The organism is Snodgrassella gandavensis, from assembly GCF_914768025.1.
GTDB classification, from domain to species: domain Bacteria; phylum Pseudomonadota; class Gammaproteobacteria; order Burkholderiales; family Neisseriaceae; genus Snodgrassella; species Snodgrassella gandavensis.
In genome coordinates, this window is the sequence record NZ_CAJZCE010000007.1 from 28538 (window position 1) to 50180 (window position 21643).

Below are 21643 nucleotides of genomic sequence, written 5' to 3' on the forward strand. Positions count from 1 at the left end.
ATAATCAGCTTTCAAGATAGCCACGAACGGCATTTAATACCCGTTCTGTGGCTGCCAGATGGGTAATGATAGTAAGGACATCTAACTGGTTCACAGCACCAACCTTAACAACTCCATTAATGTTTCGGGCTATCTGGTTTAGATTGTTCCCGACACCCGCCACCGCTCTAACCAATTCTGAGCGTATTTTTCTAGCTTGCAAATCATCAAATTATTCTCTTATTAACTTAATAATCAGCTGCTTATCTCTTTTTTGTTTTGTCATAATGCCGTTCCGGCTACAAAAGGCTTTTATTGTGATCTAGGTGGTATCTCAACAGTGGCCAGCCTGAAGTAACCTCTTTTTTGCTGCACAAAGTTACCAACAATTTAAATGTAACCAGAAGTTTAAGAGGGTTGAGAGGCCTCCCCTCACAAGGCACCAAGCGATAGCTTTATCTAGCCTTGCCTTATTTATACGTAAATATCATATTAAAGCTTAATTTTAAATATCAAGCTCAACTTGCCTCTCTTGTAAATGCTCTTGACACGCTTTTTTGAATAGCTTTTTTGTGCAAACTACTACCCAACTTGTCCATTGTCAGCCAAATGTTAGCAACCTGGTTTATATCAATAGAGTAGCCATTAGCAATAAGTTACTTACACTCTGTAATGTGTTTGCAATAGTATGGATATTTTTACCCAAACAAATAGTGATATTTCCCATATCATCACTATCTGTTTGCATTCAATAGTCCAACCAACAGAAACCACCCACCAACTCACACCCACAGAGGATTACCAGAACATGCTTATCACCGCAATTCGCGATTACCTCCTCACCATCGGACAAGCCAGCCTACAGGATTTAGCGCGCCATTTTCAGGTACAGGAAAGCGCCATGGAGCAAATGCTCGCCTTCTGGCTCAGAAAAGGCACCATCCGCCAGCTTACCCCCAGCCAGCCCGCCTGTAGCCAGAACAAATGCAGCGACTGCTTCGCCTGCCCCGACGGCGTAAAAAAAATCTATCAGGCCACCACCAGCCCGCGCACAACCATCCCCATCAACCCGATTAATCGCAGTGCCTGAACATCCCATATTTAAGTCAAAACACATTAGCAAAGTGACAGCATAAATCAATACCAACAACATACAGCCAGAGCAAATACCGGCCAGCACCAGCAGTACAAAAAACAATATATTTGATAAATAAAAATAATTTACCCCAAACACCCACCACCACAAACCATCAGTACAGCCAAACACACCCCTCGGCACCAGCCGCCACAAACAAACATTACTGTGCAAACCCGCCATTTCCATTACAATCATCTTCTCAAACAAAATGGAAACAGCATCAACAGGCACCGCGATGCGCATCAGACAGGCTACCACCGCTGCATCTATCCATCACCAGCAACAGTATAGCCCCGTCTGACCATAACCCCGCATCCGCACCACCCAACCTGCCTGTAGCAAAAGGATAAACCATGTGTGGTATAGTCGGCGCCATTCGCGCTCAGGATAACGTAGTAGAATTTCTTACCAGCGGTCTTGAACGGCTGGAATATCGCGGTTATGACTCCTCAGGCATCGCCGTATGGACACCAGCCGGCATCGAGCGCGTGCGCCGCGTCGGCCGCGTCAAACTCATGGAAGAAGCCGCACAGGCCGCCGGCCTCAAAGGCTGCCTTGGCATCGGCCATACCCGCTGGGCTACCCACGGCGGCGTTACCGAGCCCAACGCCCACCCGCATATCTCCAACGACTTGATTGCCATCGTCCACAACGGCATCATCGAAAACTTCGAAACCGAACGCAGCCGCCTCCAAGCACTGGGCTATGAATTTACCTCACAAACCGATACCGAAATCATCGCCCACAGCATTCATTACGAATACACCCACACCAGCAGCGGCAACCTGTTTCAGGCCGTACAGACCGCATGCCAACGCTTTCAGGGTGCCTACGCCATCGGCGTTATCGCCACAGACAACCCCGACCAACTCATCGCTGCACGCATGGGCTGCCCCCTGTTGGTAGCACTGGGTGAAAACGAAAGCTTTATCGCCTCCGACGTCTCCGCCGTTATCGCCTATACCCGCCGTGTCGTCTTCCTCGAAGATGGCGACATCGTCCAGCTATCCACACAAGGCATCGACACCCTGCGCGACAAACACAACCAGCCGGCACAGCGCGAAATCAAAATGTCCGAGCTGTCACTAGCCTCCCTCGAACTGGGGCTATACAGCCACTTCATGCAGAAAGAAATCCACGAACAGCCCAAAGCCATCACCGACACCGCCGAAGTATTTCTCGTCGGCGGCTTTGAGCCAGAAAACTTTGGCGCCAGCGCCGCCAGCATCTTCGAGCGCATCCGCAGCATCAAAATCCTTGCCTGCGGCACCTCCTACTATGCCGCCCTTACCGCGCGCTACTGGCTCGAAGCCATCGCCCAGATACCCACCGATGTCGAAATTGCCAGCGAATACCGCTACCGCAAAGTCATCACCGACCCCGAGCAACTGGTCATCACCATCTCCCAGTCCGGCGAAACCCTCGACACCATGGAAGCACTCAAATATGCCAAATCACTCGGCATACAGCACAGCCTATCCATCTGCAACGTCATGGAATCCGCCCTGCCGCGCGAAAGCGAGCTGGTACTGTATACCCGTGCCGGTGCCGAAATCGGCGTAGCCTCTACCAAAGCCTTTACCACCCAGCTAGTAGCCCTGTTTGGCTTGGCGGTTACACTGGGCAAAATGCGCGGGCTGGTTACCTCCGCAGAAGAAGAACAATACACCAGCGAACTGCGCCTGCTGCCCGGCAGCGTACAGCACGTACTCAACCTCGAACCGCAAATCGCCAGTTGGGCAAACCAGTTTGCCGCCAAAAACAACGCTCTCTTCCTAGGCCGTGGCATCCACTACCCCATCGCCCTTGAAGGCGCACTGAAACTCAAAGAAATCACCTACATCCACGCCGAAGCCTACCCCGCCGGCGAACTCAAGCATGGCCCACTGGCACTGGTAGACCAGAACATGCCCGTCGTCGTCATTGCGCCCAACGACAGCCTGCTGGAAAAAGTCAAAGCCAACATGCAGGAAGTAGCAGCACGCGGCGGCGAACTCTTCGTCTTCACCGACCTTGACAGCGAATTCACTGCCGGCGCAGGCGTCCACATCATCCGCACCCCGCGCCATATGGGCGTACTCTCCCCAATCGTCCACACCATACCAGTACAGCTACTGGCCTACCACACCGCACTGGCACGCGGCACCGATGTGGATAAACCGCGTAATCTGGCGAAATCGGTGACGGTGGAGTAGGTATTACTTTCTCATCGCAATTTATTGAAATATAAAAAATCCAGTGATGCCTTTAAAAACATCACTGGACTTTTAAAATTAACTTAACAAATATTTAAAGTTTAAATTAAGATATATTTAATCCAGATTTAAAATATACTAAATTAATCTTGATTTAAAATATGAGTTTTAATCCAACTATCTAATTTTTCGATACAGACAAATTTAGTTGGTACATCATCAGGTGGGGCAACCATCCAAAAATGTAAATCCTTACTAATATATAATTCTATATTAATCTCTGGTTTTTCAGAAACAGGCCATCCAAGCAACTCAAGCATACGCTGTCTATTTTTCTGAACAAATGCGCGCCGTTTGGCGATTTTCTTCATATGTGCATCTTTTTTACTTCCAAATATTTCATCGCGTAAGCGGCGACTATCTTTTATAACAAAAGCTGGTTTATTATATTTACATTCAGCATATACTAAAACATTTATCTCTGGCCAATACACCAGTCCATCAAAATCGCCCACATCATCGAATCTCTCAGCTTTAAACCTGTCGTAAAAATCCAAACCACCTACAACATATTGCGTATATCTCTTAAATATTTCAATAGTGTGTTTTTCCAGTTTCTTTTCTAGCTCAACTTTAATCCCATTTACATATCGTTTAATATTAGGCCAGTTGAAATCTGCTGGCAAAAAGCCATTGTGTAAACTATTTATCCATATATTAGCGGTCTTAAAAGCTAATTCAGCACCCCAATAAAATTTATTATTAATATAAATTAATGGCCGGAGAGAGTGCCGGTAAAGCCGCTTATTATGCTCCCAATATGGAACCTCTCCTTCATCCTGATTTTTACCACTTAAACGAAGAATTTCTTTCTCTGATAAAGTTAAAAATTCTAAAATTGCGCGAGCCTCTTTTGATGAAGTCAATTTAATGTTTTTTGTAAAAACAGATAATAAATCATCCAGACTAGCACTGTAAGAAAGAGATAGATTTTTAGATAACCCAAACTGAAAAGGCTGTGCCAAGATAGTTAAAGCACATAACAATTGTTCAAAATCAAAATTTAAATCTTTTTCGCATATTTGATTAAAGTTTTTATCTTCAACTAAATTATAACCTATCTCTAAACCACTTGTGTCATCATCTTCATTTACTCCCAAACCTAGACGATTTTCAGCATATTGTTGTTGAAATTGTGAAATATTATTTTCTAAATTACCTGAATAAAAAATCTTGGGAATATAATTTTCATTAATGATTAAGCCACCAACAGCTATCTCATGATGTAAAACATCACTTGCTGAATTGAAAGTAAAATAGCATTCTACAAAACAATATAATTTTCTCAGTATATCATCGTTAACTATTTCATGACCTTTAATAGGTAAGCTAACTACTTTTTCAAGTAAATATATGAAATACTTTCCTTTATCCAAAAATTCTTCTTTGGCTTCTTCAATTCTTTCAACTCGATTATAGTCTACATCTTGATTTAAGCTCTTTTTAATCATTGAAACATAGGTTCTCTCAGTAGCTAAAGATGCATTGATTTCTTCAATGCATCGTTTAATCATTTGCTCTTTATCTAATTTATGCAAACAAGATTCAATATAATTTCTTAAATACAGACAAGCTTGTTTTATTCTAAGTTTAGCGTCATCTAGTTCATATTGGCCAGGTTGTAAACCAATATCATGAAAAGCTTTAGCTATACTGTTTATTATATTCTTACGATCATTAGGAGTAACCAATAGAGATTTTTCAGATAGAGGTGTATCAGTTATAGAATAATCTTTGGATATTTGAAATCTAGGTTTTTTTGGAGCTTGACCAAAAATAAGGTTAATAGATTGCTCAGATAATATCTGCTTTTTATGTGCATAACACATTTTTAATACTTCCAATAAACATTTTATTTCAAATGAATTATCTTTAGCATTCAAAAGACTATAAGCTACAACTTGAGGATTTACAGTCAAAATATAATAATTACTTTCTCTTACATCTACATTTGAGATTACTTTATCATCTATATTTATTACTTTTTTATCTGATTGTGAATCAAACAAGTGTTCTTTATCAATCCGACACTCAAAAACTATATGCTTTTCCTGCATTAAAGATATGCCAATTAGAATATCTTTATGTTGGTCAAAACTATCAATTAACAAATGAGCAAATAAATTTAGTTTATCTAAATTTTCGAAATTCAATTTCTCGTCTGAATAAAATATTGCCTGTACTGTACAAGCCCCTATACATGTAGAAAAAAAATATGATTTTTTACCTATAGAACCTAATTGTTTTACCGAATCAGATTTTGTTTTAGTAATTAGCCATGACTGGTCGTTATCGGGAAATCTTTCTGGCGCTTCATGCCAAAATTGAGCTAACTTTTTAAAGCGCCATTGATTTCCCCAATGTGGATAAATAAACACTATCTTTTTTTTAGATGAATAACCACTGAATAAAGTCCCCTTGGAATCACAATAGCTAGCATACCAGTCTACTTGAGATGCCATTGGATTGAAAAGCAAAGTTTGCGGATACGATTCATTACACACCTCTTGCATATAATATTTAAACTGTTCAATTTCATCTATATTTTCCATTAAATCGTAGATTGAAATAAAATCAGCTAATGGTAAAAATTGTGCCGGTTCTTGAGGTATATCCACAGAATATCTACCTAATTTTTTTTGTTCCAAAACCAGTGTAATACGAATATCATCCACACAATATTTTGATTTACCGATTTCCTTTAAGTTTATTATTTGGTTATTTGGTAATCTAAAAAATATTTCTGCTTCTTTTTGCAACTTTATATAAATTTTGTTTGTTGCATTTACAGCAGCTTGATAAAAATTATGTTTACAATAACAGATTAAATGCAATAGTTTCTCTCCCCCGATAACACAACTAATTCTTAAATCTGAAATAATTTCTTTATCAATTTGTATAAAAATTGGTTCTCTACACCCATAAACATCTGCGAAACGTTTGTCTAAAAACTCAGCAATTTTTATATGGGGTAAATAAGAACTGTTATTTATGTTTTTATTTGCCCAGTAATCAATTATTTTACCCGGTAATTGGCGTACTGATATCGGGATTAACAGTTCATCTGTTGACAAAAATATATAAGGTACAATAAAACCTTCAAGAAAATTATTAACAAATTTTTTTTGAGTTAAATCTTTATAGGAAGTGCCAAATGATGTTATTAACTTGTCACTGTTTTCATTGACCCATTTATTTATTTCCTGTCTTGTTTGTACCAGTGCTTTAGTACATGAATACCAGAAATTTTTCGGCGGCACTTCAACATATCCTTTTTCTGGTTGGGAGACATCCACATCAGCAAAACCATCAAAGGAATTAATCATATAGCTTTGAATGGCAATGGCAAGATTCATATCTGCCAATGCCTCAGGGTTATCTGCAAAACTGATACGAAATGATTCAATAAAATCCGGCACACGGTCAAGATTACTTCCATAGAAAATAGGCACAAATTCCGAACCAAGATGTACCTTAATTTGCCCCCAATCAGCTTGAAGAGAGTAGTCTTCTAAAGATGGAAATTCAGGCCATATTTTATAAAGCTCAGTAAGGAAAAAGCTAAATTCTTTGTAGTCTGAAATAGATTTTGCCTCTACTTCATCTTCGGATAGTTCCAGTAATATCGACCAAGCCAATGCATGTTTGGCGGGACTCGCAACATTCATTGGCCATAGTTCTGATACACTAATCGCCAATGCTATATCTAAAAGTTTATATTGTCTGAATAATAATTTTATTTTATTAATACTTGATACGAATTGAATATCTTCTTTTTGTTGAATCATTGTTTTAAATATATTTTTTTCTTGATTTTCTCTACGTTTCCTTTTTAATCGAGCTTTCTTTCCCATATCTTCTTCCTTCAATACATATTGACAAATTTCAAGCGCTACACAAAACTAAATTTATCATTATTCTACATAAATTAATTTTAGATAAGTCATTTATATACTATTTATAAATAAATAAATTTTTCTTAAGAATTTCAATCAGTCTTATATATAATAAATACATAAAAACCCGCCATGACCAAACGTCATTGACGGGTTTGCAGCCGTACAAATTTTCAACCGACCTGTCTAATCGCTATGCGTCGCTAATAGATACTTTTGGTACTGGTGGCAAGGCTTTCTATAAGGGTGAAGGAAACGGCGCTGAATTTGTGCATTCTTGGTTATCTACAAGCGGTACGCTAGCCGTAACAGGCTGGCACTGTAGCAACAGCTTATCTAGGCTGGGGTTATCCTACTTGCAGCAATTGTATTGCTTGCCTTTTCAGGCAAAGAAACGTCCTAACAGAGTGATACCGCTTTGCGATGGCTTCGACATCTTATTTGGTACCATGCCAAGCCTGCTACTCCTTACTTATCCAGCCACGGCCTGAATCTGTACACTTGATGTAAAAGGCAGCGACAATAGCCACTGCATTATGTTTCTTCTTATACACAGATTTGCCGTCATTACCAATACAAAATAATGCTCACCAGACGTTACCTTTCTGAATTAAAACTGGTTTTAGTTAACCTGAACTGCTGTTTTGGTAATTTACACCATAAAATTTAGATTATAATTTTGTATTGGAAAAATAAGCTTTAGTTTATGCACAGAATTTTTATGCTTATGTTAAGCAAGTCTGTGCAATATATATCATCAAACCATAAGTTTTATTTCAAATAAAGGCGATGCTGAATGCAGTATGTTGAGACTAGCCAGAATGACAAATATCAGATTGCGATGTTGGCTTTTCTGGTCGCATTTTTTACTTATATTTGTGTTTACGGTTTTGAGCTTACGCACTTCGGTTTGTCGATAGATGAGGAATTTAATAACAATATTTCCCATACTATTGCTATTGGCCGATGGGGGCATGCTTTATTAAAAGCCAGTATCTATCCTGAACCTTTTATTCCTTTTTATACTGAGATGCTGACCTTTATTTTATTGTCAGCTTCATGTGCGCTAATTGTTTATACCTTTTCCCTGAGTCTGAAACAAGCGCTTTTCTTTACGGTTTTATATGCTTCCTCCGCGCAGTTTGCTTATCAGCTCCAATTTCTCAATCAGTGTGATACGGTGGCCACAGCCATACTGTTGTCGTCTATGGCTGTATATTTAATCGTTAGAAAGAATTCCTTTCTGCATACAGTCCTTATTCCGGCTTTGCTGTTAGGTTATGCTGTAGCCATTTATCAGTCGATAATCTTTTTTTCTTATTCTTTATTGCTTGCCTATTTGTTGCTAGATATAGTCAGAGACACAGAAGATAGCAGGCATTTAAAACTGATATTCAGGTTAATAATAGCTTCAATTATCGGGCTAATCCTGTATTTTGTGCTGGGAGAATTAATCCTGAGTTATGACCATCTGCACTCAGAATCTTATTTAAGCGATATTGTTACCTGGTTTGATAAATCGTCCAAGCTGGCATTTAAAAAGATTAGCCGCTGTATCGAACATTATTTCACTCTTAAAGCTCCTTACGGGATGAATACGTTTGTACTGGCTGTTATATTTCTGATCCTGCCACTGTTTTATCCGCTAAAAAGAAAAACAAGATATGGTTTGTATGCATTTTTAAATATCATTACTTTGTTTTCCATGAATATAGTGGTTGGCAAGGATTTACCAGCCAGAACGATGACCAGCTTTGCTATATTTTTGGCCTCTGCTGGACTAATTGGTTTTATTGTTATCAGAAAAAATAAATATTTATGGGCGGTGGCGGCTTTTTCATTCCTGTACGGCATGGCCACGGTGAGTAATCTTTTTTATGCTGACTATATTGCCTACAAAAAAGATTACCGGCTGGCTTCAGCCATTGCCAACGATATAGCTAAAAAATTAAATGTATCTTTGCAATCGCCGGTAAAAGTCTATTTCTTTGGCGCGCTGGATATTAAACGGGTAAACCGACCCAAAAATTCGGATATGTTCGGTGCTTCGTTTTTTAACTGGGATCATGGCAATTCCGGAAGAATTTCTGCATTTATGAATAAGGCAGAAATAGCTAATATTGTTCCCGCATCCTATGATGAGATTAAATCGGCTTTAAATACGGTATATGCAGCGCCTGTCTGGCCGCAGAAAGGCAGTATTTTGCAGATAAAAGATGTGGTGGTGGTAAAACTGGGGCAGAATGTAGGTTACTGCCCGAATTGTGTTAAAGAAAATACCAAGCCTAAACAGTGTTTATAAGATTATCGACCTGTTGTTTATTATCCTGAGTATTTTGCTGTTACTGCCTAATACGGTGGTAGCAGCCGTCTGAACCCATGCAACATAATGATACAGAAAAACAGCAGATTTCTGCCCAGTATGGGGAGGTAGCTGGGTTGGCGCAGGGTAATGGTTTGTTCGGGGTGGTGTTTTTTGGCGGCCAGCGCGCTGGACAGTTTGCGCAGGTAGTCGATACTCATCGGCCACTCTTTCACTCCCGCTAGCCACTGTGCTGGAATGCCTGCCTCGCCCAACTGAATACCGGCAAGCGCACCGGCGATGGCGGCGGTGGTGTCAGTATCGCCGCCGGCGTGTACCAGTGCGCTGATAGTTTGTTCATAGTTGCCATAGTAGCGCAGCCATGCGTAGATAACGGCAGGCACGGTGTTGTTGATATAGCCGGTAATGCCTTTTTTCTCTAGTTGCAAGGCTAGCAGGTAGTCGCTGAGTTCTGCCTGTTGTTGTAGCTTTTGCTGTGCCAGTTGTAACTGATTGGTCAGTTGCTGGCCGTTTAAGCTGGGCATGATGTCGGCAAAGAAGCTGTCAATCGGGGCTTGCGGCTGTTGTTCTCTGGCCTGTCTGGCGGCCATGGCGATAACCCATGCGCCCTCTTCTGCCCGTGGGTCAGTATGGGTGATGATGGTGGCTGCGCGGACTATTTCGCGCATGGTGGCTGGATTATCGGCAAAAAACCAGCCGATCACAGGGGCACGCATGGCTGCGCCATTACCGGCGGAGCGAATACCGCTTTTGGCCGGACTGATGCCCAGACATAATTTGCTACAGGCTTTAAGGGTAGCCATACCCAAACCGGCTGGTAAGGTAAGAAACCAGCGCCGTAATCGGCTTGCCAGTTGGCGGCTGAAATCATCGGCATTCTGGTAACCGCTTAGCAGGCTCTGCGCCACCATGACTGCGTGCTCGGTGTCATCACTGCACAAGCCTGCCCTGCCCCATGGTGTAACTATCAGGCTATGCTGAATCTGGTTACCAAACAAACGAGAGGCTCGTTTGGGTGCCAGTCCTTCCCGTGCCAGCCCTATGGCATCGCCTACGGCGGTGCCAAGTAACAGGCCGGTAATCTGTTGTGCTGATTGTGTTTCTTGCATGGATAATCCAGACGATCATATCAACAATATACGCTCACCCCAATGTCGGCGCGAAACGGTAGATAGATATACTATCACTGTATGTTAAAAAAATACCTGTTTTTATTAATGTAGTTTAGCTGTTTTGGCAGGATTGAGTACAAGTTTGTTTAGCTGGCAGATATCAGCTTAAACCTATCTGCCGTAAGAATTACTGAAACCACTATGCACAGTGAATCCGGTACTTTTGTGTATGCGGGCAAATCTTTCATCTACATGCTTATAACCTTAGAATAGATTTAGCCCAATGATTGCTTTCGTACAGGCAGATTTCTGGCGTTTTTTATGTTCGTTGGTGTGCATTAATAAATTGGATATTGTTGAATGGCACGGCCATAAAACCGTTATCATAAAATAATTATTATTTAATTTTTACAGCTTTTCATTGATATCTGCGCCATAAAATCATTGGCGCTGAGCCGTTTTGATGCAGCCTGTTCTGGCTTGCTGTTTCAGGATAGATGACTAGTAAGATACACTGGAGCGGATGGCCATGCTGTATCAGGTTATGATGTCTGAACTCATTCAGGCAATAGCAGATGCAGTTATCATTGATGGCAGCCAGTTTAATGCGGTGTGGCAGGAAGGACAGACTTGGAACGAAATTACTTTTCTGCGGCATACGGTGAATATTATTGTGGAATTTTCCTGTGCGTTGCCAGCAGGAAAAAAGGGTGCCGGTTATTTTAATTTGCAACATAATCAGGTTTCAGCGCGCATATCCGCACGCAAAACTGTATATATTGCTTTTGTTGAGCGCAGTTTTATGCTTATGGCGACGGCCACACTTATTTTTCTAAACCCGCAAGGTGAGACGATGTTCAAGATTTTTGTTGGCCGTGATAAAAAGCGTCCGCTATAAGCAGAGCAGTTAAGTAGTCTGGCACAACGCTTTGATGCTGTCTGAGGAAAAGCTGATGAAAACTTTATTGTTGTTTGGGGTAAGCCCGAAAATGGGTACGGGCTATCAGGTATTGCAATTGGCGTTGCAGCAGCCATTGCAGTGGCGCTGTGTTGCGCTGGTACGGGACGCGGATTTTGCCCGACAGTTAAGCCAGCAGGGGGTAGCAACGGTGGTTGGCGATGCCACTGATGAATCCAGTGTCAAGAAAGTCTGCGAGCTGGCCGGTAACCATACGGTGATTGTATCGACATTAGGCGGCTCGGCAGGTGCGCACTATCTGGCACAGCGGCTGATTATTGATACGGCCGAACACTGTGGTATCAAGCAGATGCTGCTGGTTACTTCTCTGGGCTGCGGTGATTCATGGGCTACGATGTCTGAACGGGCAAAACAAGCTTTCGGACATTCAGTACGGGAAAAGTCTCTGGCAGAAGTTTGGCTGCAAACCAGTACGCTAAATTATGAAATTCTGCGCCCCGGTGGTTTGGTTAATGGTGCAGTTACCGGTACAGGAAAATGCGTTTATCAGCAGGAAATACATGGTTATATTCACCGTGCGGAGCTGGCAAATGTGATTATGCAAAGAATCAGCACTGCTGCACTGGATAACTGTGTTTATACAGTGGTTGACCCGGGTTTGCTCCCTGCGGATAAATAAACCATAACCGGCCAGATTGTGGATAACTGTACTTATCCACAACCAGAAAAAACTGGCCAGCCCATCTGCAAGTGTGACTGAGCAGACAGACTGGCCATTATTTCTCTAACCTGTTACTCAGGCTTTTTTCACAAAACATGCTTTAAGCATGATTTTCATGCCATCTACTTTGCAATCAATTTCGTGGTCACCTTCAACCAGACGGATACCTTTGGCTTTAGCGCCTTTTTTAAGCACGGTGCTGCTGCCTTTGAGTTTGAGGTCTTTAATCAGGATAACATCATCACCATTGGCCAGCGGATTGCCGTTACTGTCTTTAACATCCAGTTCCTGTGTGCTGGTAGTACTGGCAGCATCCCATTCATGTCCACATTCAAGGCAGACAGTAAAGGTGCCATCAAAGTAATTCTGTTCGCTGGCGCATTGTGGGCAGATTGGGGTTGATTCAGACATGGTTAAACCTCTGCAATGGTAAAAGCGGCGATTGTACCTAATTCTGTAACAACCACCATATTTTTATGTACTTCTTACGCTCTTTTGCAGCATCTGCGCTGCCGATACAGAAATTATGCCTGATTCTGGTATTGTTGCGCTGTTTTTTCTGAGCGTATGGACATTAGCTCGTGTTCATTAGATTTATTTGCTACAAACTGATAATCCTGTGCTGCAAATTCGGGCAGCATTCGGTAACGCCAGCTTAGTGAACACTTGGCGGTATTGATGGCAACAGGCTGTTTATCGTTGCTATGGCATTAGAGCAAGAGGGGAAATTTTTCTGAGGATAAGATACAAATAACAGGATGGCTATTTGACCACCCTGTTATATTATTGTGCGCTGCTTAGAATTCAGCGTCGATGTCGGCAATGCTTACCAGTTTCGCATTAACAAATTCTTTTAAGCCCAAATCCAGCAATTCACGTCCGAAGCCGGAACGTTTTACGCCACCAAAGGGCAAATCGGCTTTCACCATGGTGGGGTGATTGATAAATACCATGCCGGTATCAATCTGCTGTGCCAGTTGTGCACCACGCTCTTCGTCTGCGGTAAAGATGGAACCGCCAAGGCCATAAGGGGTATCGTTGGCAATTTCAATGGCGTGGGCAGCATCTTTGGCACGATACACGGAAGAAACTGGGCCAAAGAATTCCCAGTGTCGTGCTGGATTATCCTGCTGAATATTAGTCAGGATAACCGGCCGGAAAAAACAACCTTGCGAAGGCATATCCAGCGCAATTTCTTCGGCATGCGCACCCAGTTTAACTGCCTCGTCCAGCTGCTGTTGCAGGCCTGTAACGGCAGAGCGGGAAGACAGTGGTGCTAATGTCGTGGCAGCATCCATCGGGTCACCCATGCGCAATTGCTGGATACCCTCACGATACAGTTTCAGGAAGCGGTCGTATACGCCATCTTCCACGATAATACGCTTGGCGCTCACGCATACCTGTCCGGCATTCCAGTGACGGCCGAACACTGCCCATTTAGCGGCTTTTTCGATATCGGCATCATTGAGTACGATAAAGGCATCGGCGCCACCCAGTTCCAGCGTGCATTTTTTCAATGCCGCACCTGCCTGTGCAGCCACAATCGCACCAGCACCTTCTGAACCGGTTAAGGCCACGCCGCGTACGCGCGGGTCGGCAATGATTTTGGCCAATTGGGCATGGGTTGGAAAGAGGTTCTGAAAGGCACCATCCATCAATCCGGCCTGTGAGAGCATGGCAGCCATTTTAGCGGCACACTGGGGAACATTAGAAGCATGTTTTAGCACGACAACATTACCGGCAGCCAGTTGTGGCGCGACAATACGGGCTATTTGGTAATACGGGAAGTTCCACGGTTCAACCGCCAAGATAATGCCCTGCGGGGCAAATTCGATGCGGGCACGATTGCCTTTATTGGAAGTTACCGGCAAAACTTCCGGCTGAAGCTGACGCTCGGCATTAACTGCATAATATTCGAAAATCTGTGCAGACAGCTCGGTTTCTGCCTTGGCTTCACTAAACAGTTTACCCATTTCCAGTGTCAGCAGGCGGGCATATTCGTCAATATTGGCACGCAGAATGTCGGCAGCAGTTTGCAGGATACATGCACGCTGGGCAAATGTGGTGGTTTTCCACTGTTGAAAGGCAGCATCAGCACGATTTAATGCTGCTTCCAGTTCAACATCGGTAGTATCAGGAAATGCCATTACTTGTTGCTCGGTATAGGGATTGGTACTAGCGTATGCCATATAATTACCTTTCATGAGTAAGGGTTACACCACGGATACTGCCCTGTCGGCTGACTATTTACGGGCAGATTCTGAGAAAATCTATTGTGTATTACTATCCGGAAATGGTTGTGTGCCTGATGTGTCTGCTACCGCTGCTGCTAATTATCTGTAAGTCGATAAAGGCAGACGGCAATATTATTTATCATCCCTGAATACTAATATTTAGGGATGATTTTATATTTAATTCAGTTTAACAATTATTTACTGTGTTATCAAGTATCCCATAAACCAATGAAATATGACTGTCAGACTGAGCATTTTTAATGCATCAAGTAAGCTGTCTTCAGGCAGGTGACGCGTTGGAATATTCATGGTTTCCTACTGGGCAATAATGGATATTTTTGTTTCCGGAAACGCTCTTGCCGTAGCAGCACTTACCGGCTTAAGCTGTTTTGACACTTAATCAACCATACATAAGGGATATACAAATGAGTAAACTGGCAATTGTGTTTTTTTCCGGTTACGGCCATACCCGTAAAATTGCTGAAGCAGCGGCAGCAGATACACATGCGGCACTGGTGGAAATTAATGCTAATGGTGATCTGGATGATGATCAGTGGCAACAGCTACATACTGCCAAAGGGATTATTTTTGCAGCTCCTACTTATATGGGCAATGTACCATGGCAATTCAAGAAATTTGCCGATGCCACTTCAGCATTGTGGGCAAAGCGCGCTTGGCAAGATAAAGTATTTGGCGGATTTACCAATAGTGCCAGTTTTAACGGCGATAAACAGGTAACCCTAATCTGGATGCAAACTCTGGCGGCACAGCATGGGGGTATCTGGGTAAGTCTGGGGCTGTTACCGGCAAATACCAAAAATGCACAACGTAATGATGTCAACACCCTAGGTGGTTCTGTTGGTGCTCTGGTACAGACACCAGCCGATGCCAGTGTAGATGAAATTCCGCGCGGTGATATTGAAACAGTTAAAATTTATGTGGCACGAATAAATGAAATTATTAACAAGTTAGGCTGAAGGTATTCAAACCAATCCCGCATATCAGCCCGGTATGCAATCGCTTTATCCCTGAAAGATAAAGCAATGACATACCGGGCAGTCTGGATAAGTGTAGTCTACCACTTCAATGAGTATCCGGCTGCTGTCTGTTTTTCCACCATGAAGCAAGTATGGCAATCAGTAAGGCACTAAACACTACTGCCAGTGAAGCAAAAGAAGGAATATGCCACCACTTGGCAACCAACATTTTGCCGCCGATAAAGGTTAATACCACCGCCAGCCCATATTTGAGATAGATAAATTTTTCTACCACATTGGCCAGCAAAAAGTACATCGCACGCAAACCCAGTACCGCAAGAATATTGGATGTAAAAACAATAAATGGATCTGTGGTTACTGCAAATACAGCCGGAATGCTGTCAACAGCAAACACTACATCGCTTAATTCGATTACCACCAAAGTAAGCAGCAAGGGAGTAGCCATGCGCTGGCCGTTTTCAACGGTAAAAAATTTCTCCCGATTCAACTGCTCACTTACGCGCATATGCCGGTTTAACCAGTGCACCAGTGGATTATCAGCTAAGCCTTTATCCTCAGCCTTTTCCGGCAGCATCAGCTTAATACCGCTATAAAGCAGGAATACGCCAAACAGATACAGTACCCACTCAAAGCGGCTAACCAGCACCGCACCTAAAGCCACCATAATGGCGCGCAGAACAATCGCTCCCAGCACCCCAAAAAGTAAAACTCGGTGCTGATATTCAGCCGGTATTTTGAAATAACTGAATATCAATACAAATACAAAAATATTGTCGACTGATAGCGATTTTTCCAGCACATAGCCTGTGAGAAAATCCATCACGGAATCCGCAGCCACGTCCGAACCAAGCGCAGGATTATGTACCAGTTCGAAATACAGCCAGGCAGCAAATCCCAGAGAAACAGTAATCCATACACTTGTCCACAGCAGGGCTTCTTTTGTACTGACGCGATGTACACCTTCTTTTTTCAGCGTGAACATATCAATCGCAATCATAACAATCACAATGGCGATAAATACGCCGTAAAATAAAGGGGTACCTACTGAATTCAGTTGTGGTTGCATGCACTTTTCCTGCTAAATATTTTTATCATACAAAATCCGGTGACAAGACCAATTACCAGATGCAACAGTCCTGTGAATGGCTCTTTACAGGCCAATAATCGAACAATAACATAGATAATCCCCCTACTGTCATTAGTTGTGCCGATACAAACAGTCTGGTTATGATATGGATACCGGCAATGTGCCTTGATTCCGTTGCTGCCAGCACAAACACAATTTGTATTCTATACACATATTGTATTATTGTATCCATGTTGTTGATGGCAACTTTCGTATCTAGCTAAGGTGAAAAATAAAAAAGGAGAAATGCGGATGAAAATGCAATCTGCACGCCAGCACTGGCATGAGTTAACCAATACCAACCGGCTTTGCCAGTTTATTGATGTAATTCTGCGCAGCTACGGGCAGGTTATGTTGCAGAATAATCCTCTTTCCGGGCTGATTTTTCTGGTAGGCGTGATACTTGGTGGATATAGTGCGGGCAAGCCGCAGATTGGGCTGGCCTGTTTGCTGGCCGTTATCTCTGCCAATGTGGTGGCGTATCTGTATCAGCTTAACCACAAAGCATGGCAGCAGGGAATTTATGGTTTTAATGCCTGTCTGATTGGTATTGCCTTACCTACTTTCTGCGAAAATTCACTATATTTATGGTGCAGTATCGTGCTGGCCACCATATTATCGGTATTTATTACACAGGCATTCAATACGATATTACAGCAATGGTGTTTACCCTGTCTGACTACGCCATTTGTACTGACTACCTGGCTGTTTTTACTGGCTACACCATCTTTATCTGCGCTCACACTCCAGCCGCCCGCCACATCTGGGGCACAGTTTTCGAGCTATAGTCTGCTGCACCTTGTTCCAGATAGTATTCTTGGCATTGCTGAGGTATTTTTATTTAACAGTACGTTGGCAGGGATAATTTTTTTAGCAGGACTAGCAGTCAATTCACTCAAAATAGCTATTTACGCGCTGGCCGGTTCTGTACTTGCAATTGGTATTGCGTTGTTGTACGGCGGTCAGATAACTATCATTTCTCTGGGACTCTACTCTTTTAATGCTATTCTGACAGCTATTACACTGGCTACTTTCAGCAGTAATCAGGATGTTAAAACCAGTTTTTATATTGTGTTCGGAATTATACTAACCGTATTTACTCAGGCAGCCTTAACCACGCTGCTCAAACCATTTGCCATACCAGTACTGACTATGCCATTTATACTGGTAAGCTGGTTATGGTTATCGTTTAATCAGACTCTAAACCAACGTTAATTGCTAGCGATATGATGATGCATTAATCACACAGAAAAATATTTTTGCGGATTAATAGATACACAAACAAATATAACTCATTATCACAGATTACAAATATGAGATTACTCAATAAAAAAGACTACCCTCAGGGCAGTCTTTTTAGGTGCAAGATGTTGCAAACCATGCTTAACGTTTGAACATATTGCCGTATTTTTGGTTGAATTTGTCCACACGACCGGTAGAGTCAACAATTTTCTGTTTACCGGTATAGAACGGATGACATGCAGAGCACACTTCAATATTGAAAGTATCTTTTTCCATTGCGGATTTGGTTACAAAAGTATTGCCGCAAGAGCAGGTCACGGTTACGTCGTGGTAGTTTGGTTGAATGCTGTTATTCATAGTATCGTCCTCGGTTGGCGGGTACAGGGGTTGTGCCTGTACCTCTTGAAACGGATGTTTGTAATCGGATAATTATACTCGCATGAGTAAGATTTTCAAGTGAATCAGCACATAGCAACGACAACATCAAGCCGGCTGACAAACACAAAACAGCAAAAGCTGTCCGACTGATTACATCCTACTTTTTCAGTGTAACACTGCTGTCAAGACCTATACGTCTGATTAAAGCAGCTGGTTTGAGACCGGCCGTCTTTATACAGAAAAACTCAGGCACGGCGCCAGCTAGTACCACTGGCACCATCTTCCAGCACAATGCCGGCCGCAGTAAGCTCATCGCGAATCCGGTCTGATTCTGCCCAGTTGCGCTGTGCACGTGCCTGTTGCCGTGCGGCAATCAGTGCTTCAATCGCTGCATTATCCAAACCCTGCGCTTTTTCACCTACCTCACCCTGCAAAAAAGTCTCAGGTTCACGTTGCAGTAAACCCAGCAAACCAGCCAACCCTTTCAGGCAACCAGCCAGTTCAGCGTCATGAGTTTTGTTGATTTCATTAGCCAGTTCAAACAGAACAGCTACTGCTTCCACTGTAGCAAAATCATCGTTCATGGCTGCATAGAAGCGACGCGTATAGTCATTTAATTGCGCATGCACAGTTATGTCTGCTGCTGGGGTATTTTTCAGGGCAGTATACAGACGGGTTAACGCACCTTTGGCATCATCCAAGTGAGCATCAGAATAATTTAACGGGCTGCGGTAATGCGCGCGCAGAATGAAAAAACGCACGACCTCCGCATCGTATTTTTGCAACACTTCGCGGATAGTGAAGAAGTTTCCAAGAGATTTGGACATTTTTTCATTATCCACACGAATAAAACCATTATGTAACCAATATTTAACATGACTGGCAAAGTGATTCTGCTCATCACAACAACCCTGTTTTTCAGCGCCACAACTCTGGGCAATTTCATTTTCATGGTGCGGAAACTGCAAATCGGCACCACCGCCATGTATATCAAAGTTTTTGCCCAAGAGAGTCCTACTCATGGCAGAGCATTCGATATGCCATCCCGGACGACCACGTCCCCATGGGCTGTCCCACGCAGGTTCATGCGGCTTGGCGGCTTTCCACAACACAAAATCCAACGGGTCACGCTTGTGCCCATCAACATCAACCCGCTCTCCGGCACGCAGATCATCTAGGCTTTTTCCACTCAACTGGCCATAGGGAGGATATTCACGCACTGCATAAAAAACATCTCCGTTATCAGCTACATATGCCTTGCCATTTGCAATGATGTCCTCAATCATGGCTATCATTTGCGTTATATACTGGGTGGCGCGTGGTTCATGCTCTGGCGCAAGTACGCCCAACGCTGCCGCATCTTCATGCATGGCCTGAATATAGAAATCTGTAAGTTCGGTAATGCTGATACCACGCTCATTAGCACGGGCAATAATTTTATCGTCTATATCCGTGATATTGCGTACATAATCTAGCTGATAACCCAGTTCACGCAGCCAGCGTGCTACCACATCAAATACAATCATTACCCGTGCATGACCAAGGTGACAATAATCATAAACCGTCATACCACACACATACATGCGCACCTGTTGTGGATTAATCGGTGTAAATTCCTGTTTGGTTCTGGTTAAGGTGTTATACAAGCTTAGCATGTCTGTTTCCAAATTGACTAAATGGTAGCACTGTACCCGGGTAATTTATTTGTATGAGGTTAAACTGGCTGTTTTCAAGAGCCAGAGAGCCTAAAAGCACGATTACAGTAGTCTGAATTGTAATATAGCGCAGTATAAGTTGTCGTCTAAAGCAGTTTTAAACCAAAATAAATACCTTTTGCATACAGATAGCACTGCTTATTCTGTTAATGTGTATAACCGTCTAAGCTGGGGGTCTCACTTGCTTTTCTGCTACAGATGACATAAAACATTAATCGTGAAAACCAAAACAAGCTTTAAAGAGAAGGAGTAAGTATGACTATCATGAAATCACTGTCTGCACTGGCAGCCGCCACCACTCTGGCCTTAACTGGCTGCGTTACCGATCCAACTACTGGCCAGTCTCATGCCAGCAAAACTGCCGTATATGGTTTAAGCGGTGCTGCCGTGTGCGGCATTGTAGGCGCGATTACGCATAACAGCCGCGGTGCACGCAACGCAGCGCTGGGTTGTGGTGCTGTTGGTGCTGGTATTGGTGCCTATATGGATTATCAGGAAAAACTGTTACGCCAGAAATTGGCCAATACCAATGTTGATGTTCAGCGTGATGGTGATCAGATTAAACTGATTATGCCTGAAAACATAACTTTTGCTACCAATAGCTCAGAATTAAGCGGCTCCGCTACTTCTTCCCTGTCATCTGTAGCCGAAGTATTGGCTAAATATGTGGACACCACTATTACCATCGCTGGTTATACAGACAGCACAGGCAATGACAGCATCAACGTTCCTCTGTCACAACGCCGCGCTCAGGCAGTTTCCAGTTTCCTAACTTCCCGTGGTGTGGCTTATAACCGTATCAGTGCGACCGGTTATGGTTCGGCCAGTCCGATTGCCAGCAATGCCACAGTTGAAGGTCGTGCGAAAAACCGGCGCGTGGAAATCCGGGTAAATCCGGCACCGCAGGCTCAGACCACAACTACACAGCAAACTACAACCTACGTGCAGTAATTGCTGAATCAGGCCTGACTGATTGCAGTGCAATTTAATCAATCAGGCCTATACACCAACAAACCAAATTTTTTTATAGCATATTTATTTATATTTACAACCATGGTAAAATAAATTACATTTATTAACTATTAAATTAATTAAATATGTCAAACCAAACTAACTCTAATATTAGTACCTCTTCTGGTAACATTAGCACAGTCATGTCTGTAGGCGACTGGTTAATCACATTTCTTATTTTCTGCATCCCCTTTGTTAATCTAATTATGATGCTAGTATGGGCTTTTGGTGGCAATAGCAATCCTAATCGCGCCAACTTCTGCAAAGCCTATTTAATACTAATGGTAATTGGAATAATATTAGGGTTTGCACTCATGGCAGTATTTGGAAGTATTCTGGCCAGCTCTATACCTACTAATTAATTCATATTCTTGATAGCAGTAATGAGGAATTCCGATTTCTTATATATGATTTAGCCTATCTGCTATATTGAATCGATTATAAGACATCAAAAATATCAGGTATATAAAAAAGCACTTCTAACTGCAGTGCTTTTTTGATTTTAAATCTTCTGAATCATTAGTCACGCAATACCATTAATTTAATTATTGATTTAGTATAGCACTCGGCAACATTTACATTCAGTACCCAATTAT

General features: G+C 42.7%; 17 protein-coding genes and 1 pseudogene. 9 read left to right on the top strand and 9 right to left on the bottom strand.

All coding sequences use genetic code 11. The annotated features are described in order from the left end of the window. Positions 1–115 precede the first annotated feature (115 nt). Positions 116–202 (bottom strand): annotated as a pseudogene (mobC, locus tag MJ764_RS11715) (plasmid mobilization relaxosome protein MobC); the annotation flags it as partial. A 465-nt stretch (positions 203–667) separates the two neighbouring features. On the opposite strand from mobC, the gene MJ764_RS06560 reads away from it, so the two are divergent. Then, positions 668–1069, top strand: a complete 402-nt coding sequence (locus MJ764_RS06560; RefSeq protein WP_239325733.1) for a FeoC-like transcriptional regulator — start codon at positions 668–670, stop codon at positions 1067–1069. Positions 1070–1337: 268 nt separating this feature from the next. Here MJ764_RS06560 and MJ764_RS06565 read toward each other — a convergent pair whose 3' ends face one another. After that, the gene (locus MJ764_RS06565) at positions 1338–1493 is read right to left on the bottom strand and encodes a hypothetical protein (protein ID WP_239325735.1); all 156 of its coding nucleotides are present in this window, start codon (positions 1491–1493) and stop codon (positions 1338–1340) included. On the opposite strand from MJ764_RS06565, the gene glmS reads away from it, so the two are divergent. Beyond that, complete coding sequence (glmS, locus tag MJ764_RS06570) at positions 1471–3312, top strand: glutamine--fructose-6-phosphate transaminase (isomerizing) (protein WP_239325737.1); 1842 nt, start codon at positions 1471–1473, stop codon at positions 3310–3312. The genes MJ764_RS06565 and glmS overlap by 23 nt on opposite strands. Before the next feature lie 143 nt (positions 3313–3455). Here the strand turns inward: glmS and MJ764_RS06575 are convergent, their stop codons facing one another. Beyond that, a complete protein-coding gene (locus MJ764_RS06575; RefSeq protein ID WP_239325739.1) occupies positions 3456–7226 on the bottom strand; it encodes a hypothetical protein in 3771 nt (1256 codons plus the stop codon). 188 nt (positions 7227–7414) lie between these two features. On the opposite strand from MJ764_RS06575, the gene MJ764_RS06580 reads away from it, so the two are divergent. Beyond that, on the top strand, positions 7415–7759 hold the full coding sequence (locus MJ764_RS06580; RefSeq protein WP_239325741.1) for a hypothetical protein: 345 nt from the start codon (positions 7415–7417) through the stop codon (positions 7757–7759). A 305-nt stretch (positions 7760–8064) separates the two neighbouring features. Beyond that, complete coding sequence (locus MJ764_RS06585) at positions 8065–9570, top strand: glucosyltransferase domain-containing protein (RefSeq protein ID WP_239325751.1); 1506 nt, start codon at positions 8065–8067, stop codon at positions 9568–9570. 47 nt (positions 9571–9617) lie between these two features. Here the strand turns inward: MJ764_RS06585 and MJ764_RS06590 are convergent, their stop codons facing one another. Then, positions 9618–10700 (bottom strand): ADP-ribosylglycohydrolase family protein, encoded by a 1083-nt coding sequence (locus MJ764_RS06590; RefSeq protein ID WP_239325753.1) that lies wholly within the window; start codon positions 10698–10700, stop codon positions 9618–9620. A 526-nt stretch (positions 10701–11226) separates the two neighbouring features. Here MJ764_RS06590 and hutX point away from each other — a divergent pair. Both hutX and MJ764_RS06600 read left to right on the top strand, forming a co-directional pair. Continuing rightward, positions 11227–11601, top strand: a complete 375-nt coding sequence (gene hutX / locus MJ764_RS06595; protein ID WP_275415272.1) for a heme utilization cystosolic carrier protein HutX — start codon at positions 11227–11229, stop codon at positions 11599–11601. A 55-nt stretch (positions 11602–11656) separates the two neighbouring features. Continuing rightward, on the top strand, positions 11657–12301 hold the full coding sequence (locus tag MJ764_RS06600; protein ID WP_239325757.1) for an NAD(P)H-binding protein: 645 nt from the start codon (positions 11657–11659) through the stop codon (positions 12299–12301). Positions 12302–12418: 117 nt separating this feature from the next. Here MJ764_RS06600 and MJ764_RS06605 read toward each other — a convergent pair whose 3' ends face one another. Together MJ764_RS06605 and MJ764_RS06610 are read right to left on the bottom strand one after the other, a co-directional pair. Beyond that, on the bottom strand, positions 12419–12754 hold the full coding sequence (locus MJ764_RS06605; protein WP_100090971.1) for a zinc ribbon domain-containing protein YjdM: 336 nt from the start codon (positions 12752–12754) through the stop codon (positions 12419–12421). 386 nt (positions 12755–13140) lie between these two features. Next, positions 13141–14532: an NAD-dependent succinate-semialdehyde dehydrogenase gene (locus tag MJ764_RS06610; RefSeq protein WP_239325759.1), complete on the bottom strand. Its 1392-nt coding sequence runs from the start codon at positions 14530–14532 to the stop codon at positions 13141–13143. 470 nt (positions 14533–15002) lie between these two features. On the opposite strand from MJ764_RS06610, the gene MJ764_RS06615 reads away from it, so the two are divergent. Further along, complete coding sequence (locus MJ764_RS06615; RefSeq protein WP_239325761.1) at positions 15003–15554, top strand: flavodoxin family protein; 552 nt, start codon at positions 15003–15005, stop codon at positions 15552–15554. Positions 15555–15660: 106 nt separating this feature from the next. Here MJ764_RS06615 and MJ764_RS06620 read toward each other — a convergent pair whose 3' ends face one another. Further along, a complete protein-coding gene (locus MJ764_RS06620; RefSeq protein ID WP_275415273.1) occupies positions 15661–16641 on the bottom strand; it encodes a TerC family protein in 981 nt (326 codons plus the stop codon). 312 nt (positions 16642–16953) lie between these two features. On the opposite strand from MJ764_RS06620, the gene MJ764_RS06625 reads away from it, so the two are divergent. Continuing rightward, positions 16954–17916: an urea transporter gene (locus MJ764_RS06625; RefSeq protein ID WP_239325763.1), complete on the top strand. Its 963-nt coding sequence runs from the start codon at positions 16954–16956 to the stop codon at positions 17914–17916. Between the two features lie 168 nt (positions 17917–18084). Here the strand turns inward: MJ764_RS06625 and rpmE are convergent, their stop codons facing one another. Together rpmE and cysS are read right to left on the bottom strand one after the other, a co-directional pair. After that, on the bottom strand, positions 18085–18300 hold the full coding sequence (gene rpmE, locus MJ764_RS06630; RefSeq protein WP_100090964.1) for a 50S ribosomal protein L31: 216 nt from the start codon (positions 18298–18300) through the stop codon (positions 18085–18087). Positions 18301–18566: 266 nt separating this feature from the next. Next, a complete protein-coding gene (cysS, locus tag MJ764_RS06635) occupies positions 18567–19976 on the bottom strand; it encodes a cysteine--tRNA ligase (protein ID WP_239325765.1) in 1410 nt (469 codons plus the stop codon). Positions 19977–20291: 315 nt separating this feature from the next. Here cysS and MJ764_RS06640 point away from each other — a divergent pair, with 315 nt between their 5' ends. Further along, complete coding sequence (locus MJ764_RS06640) at positions 20292–20987, top strand: YiaD family glycine zipper/OmpA-like lipoprotein (RefSeq protein ID WP_239325767.1); 696 nt, start codon at positions 20292–20294, stop codon at positions 20985–20987. Positions 20988–21643 lie beyond the last annotated feature (656 nt).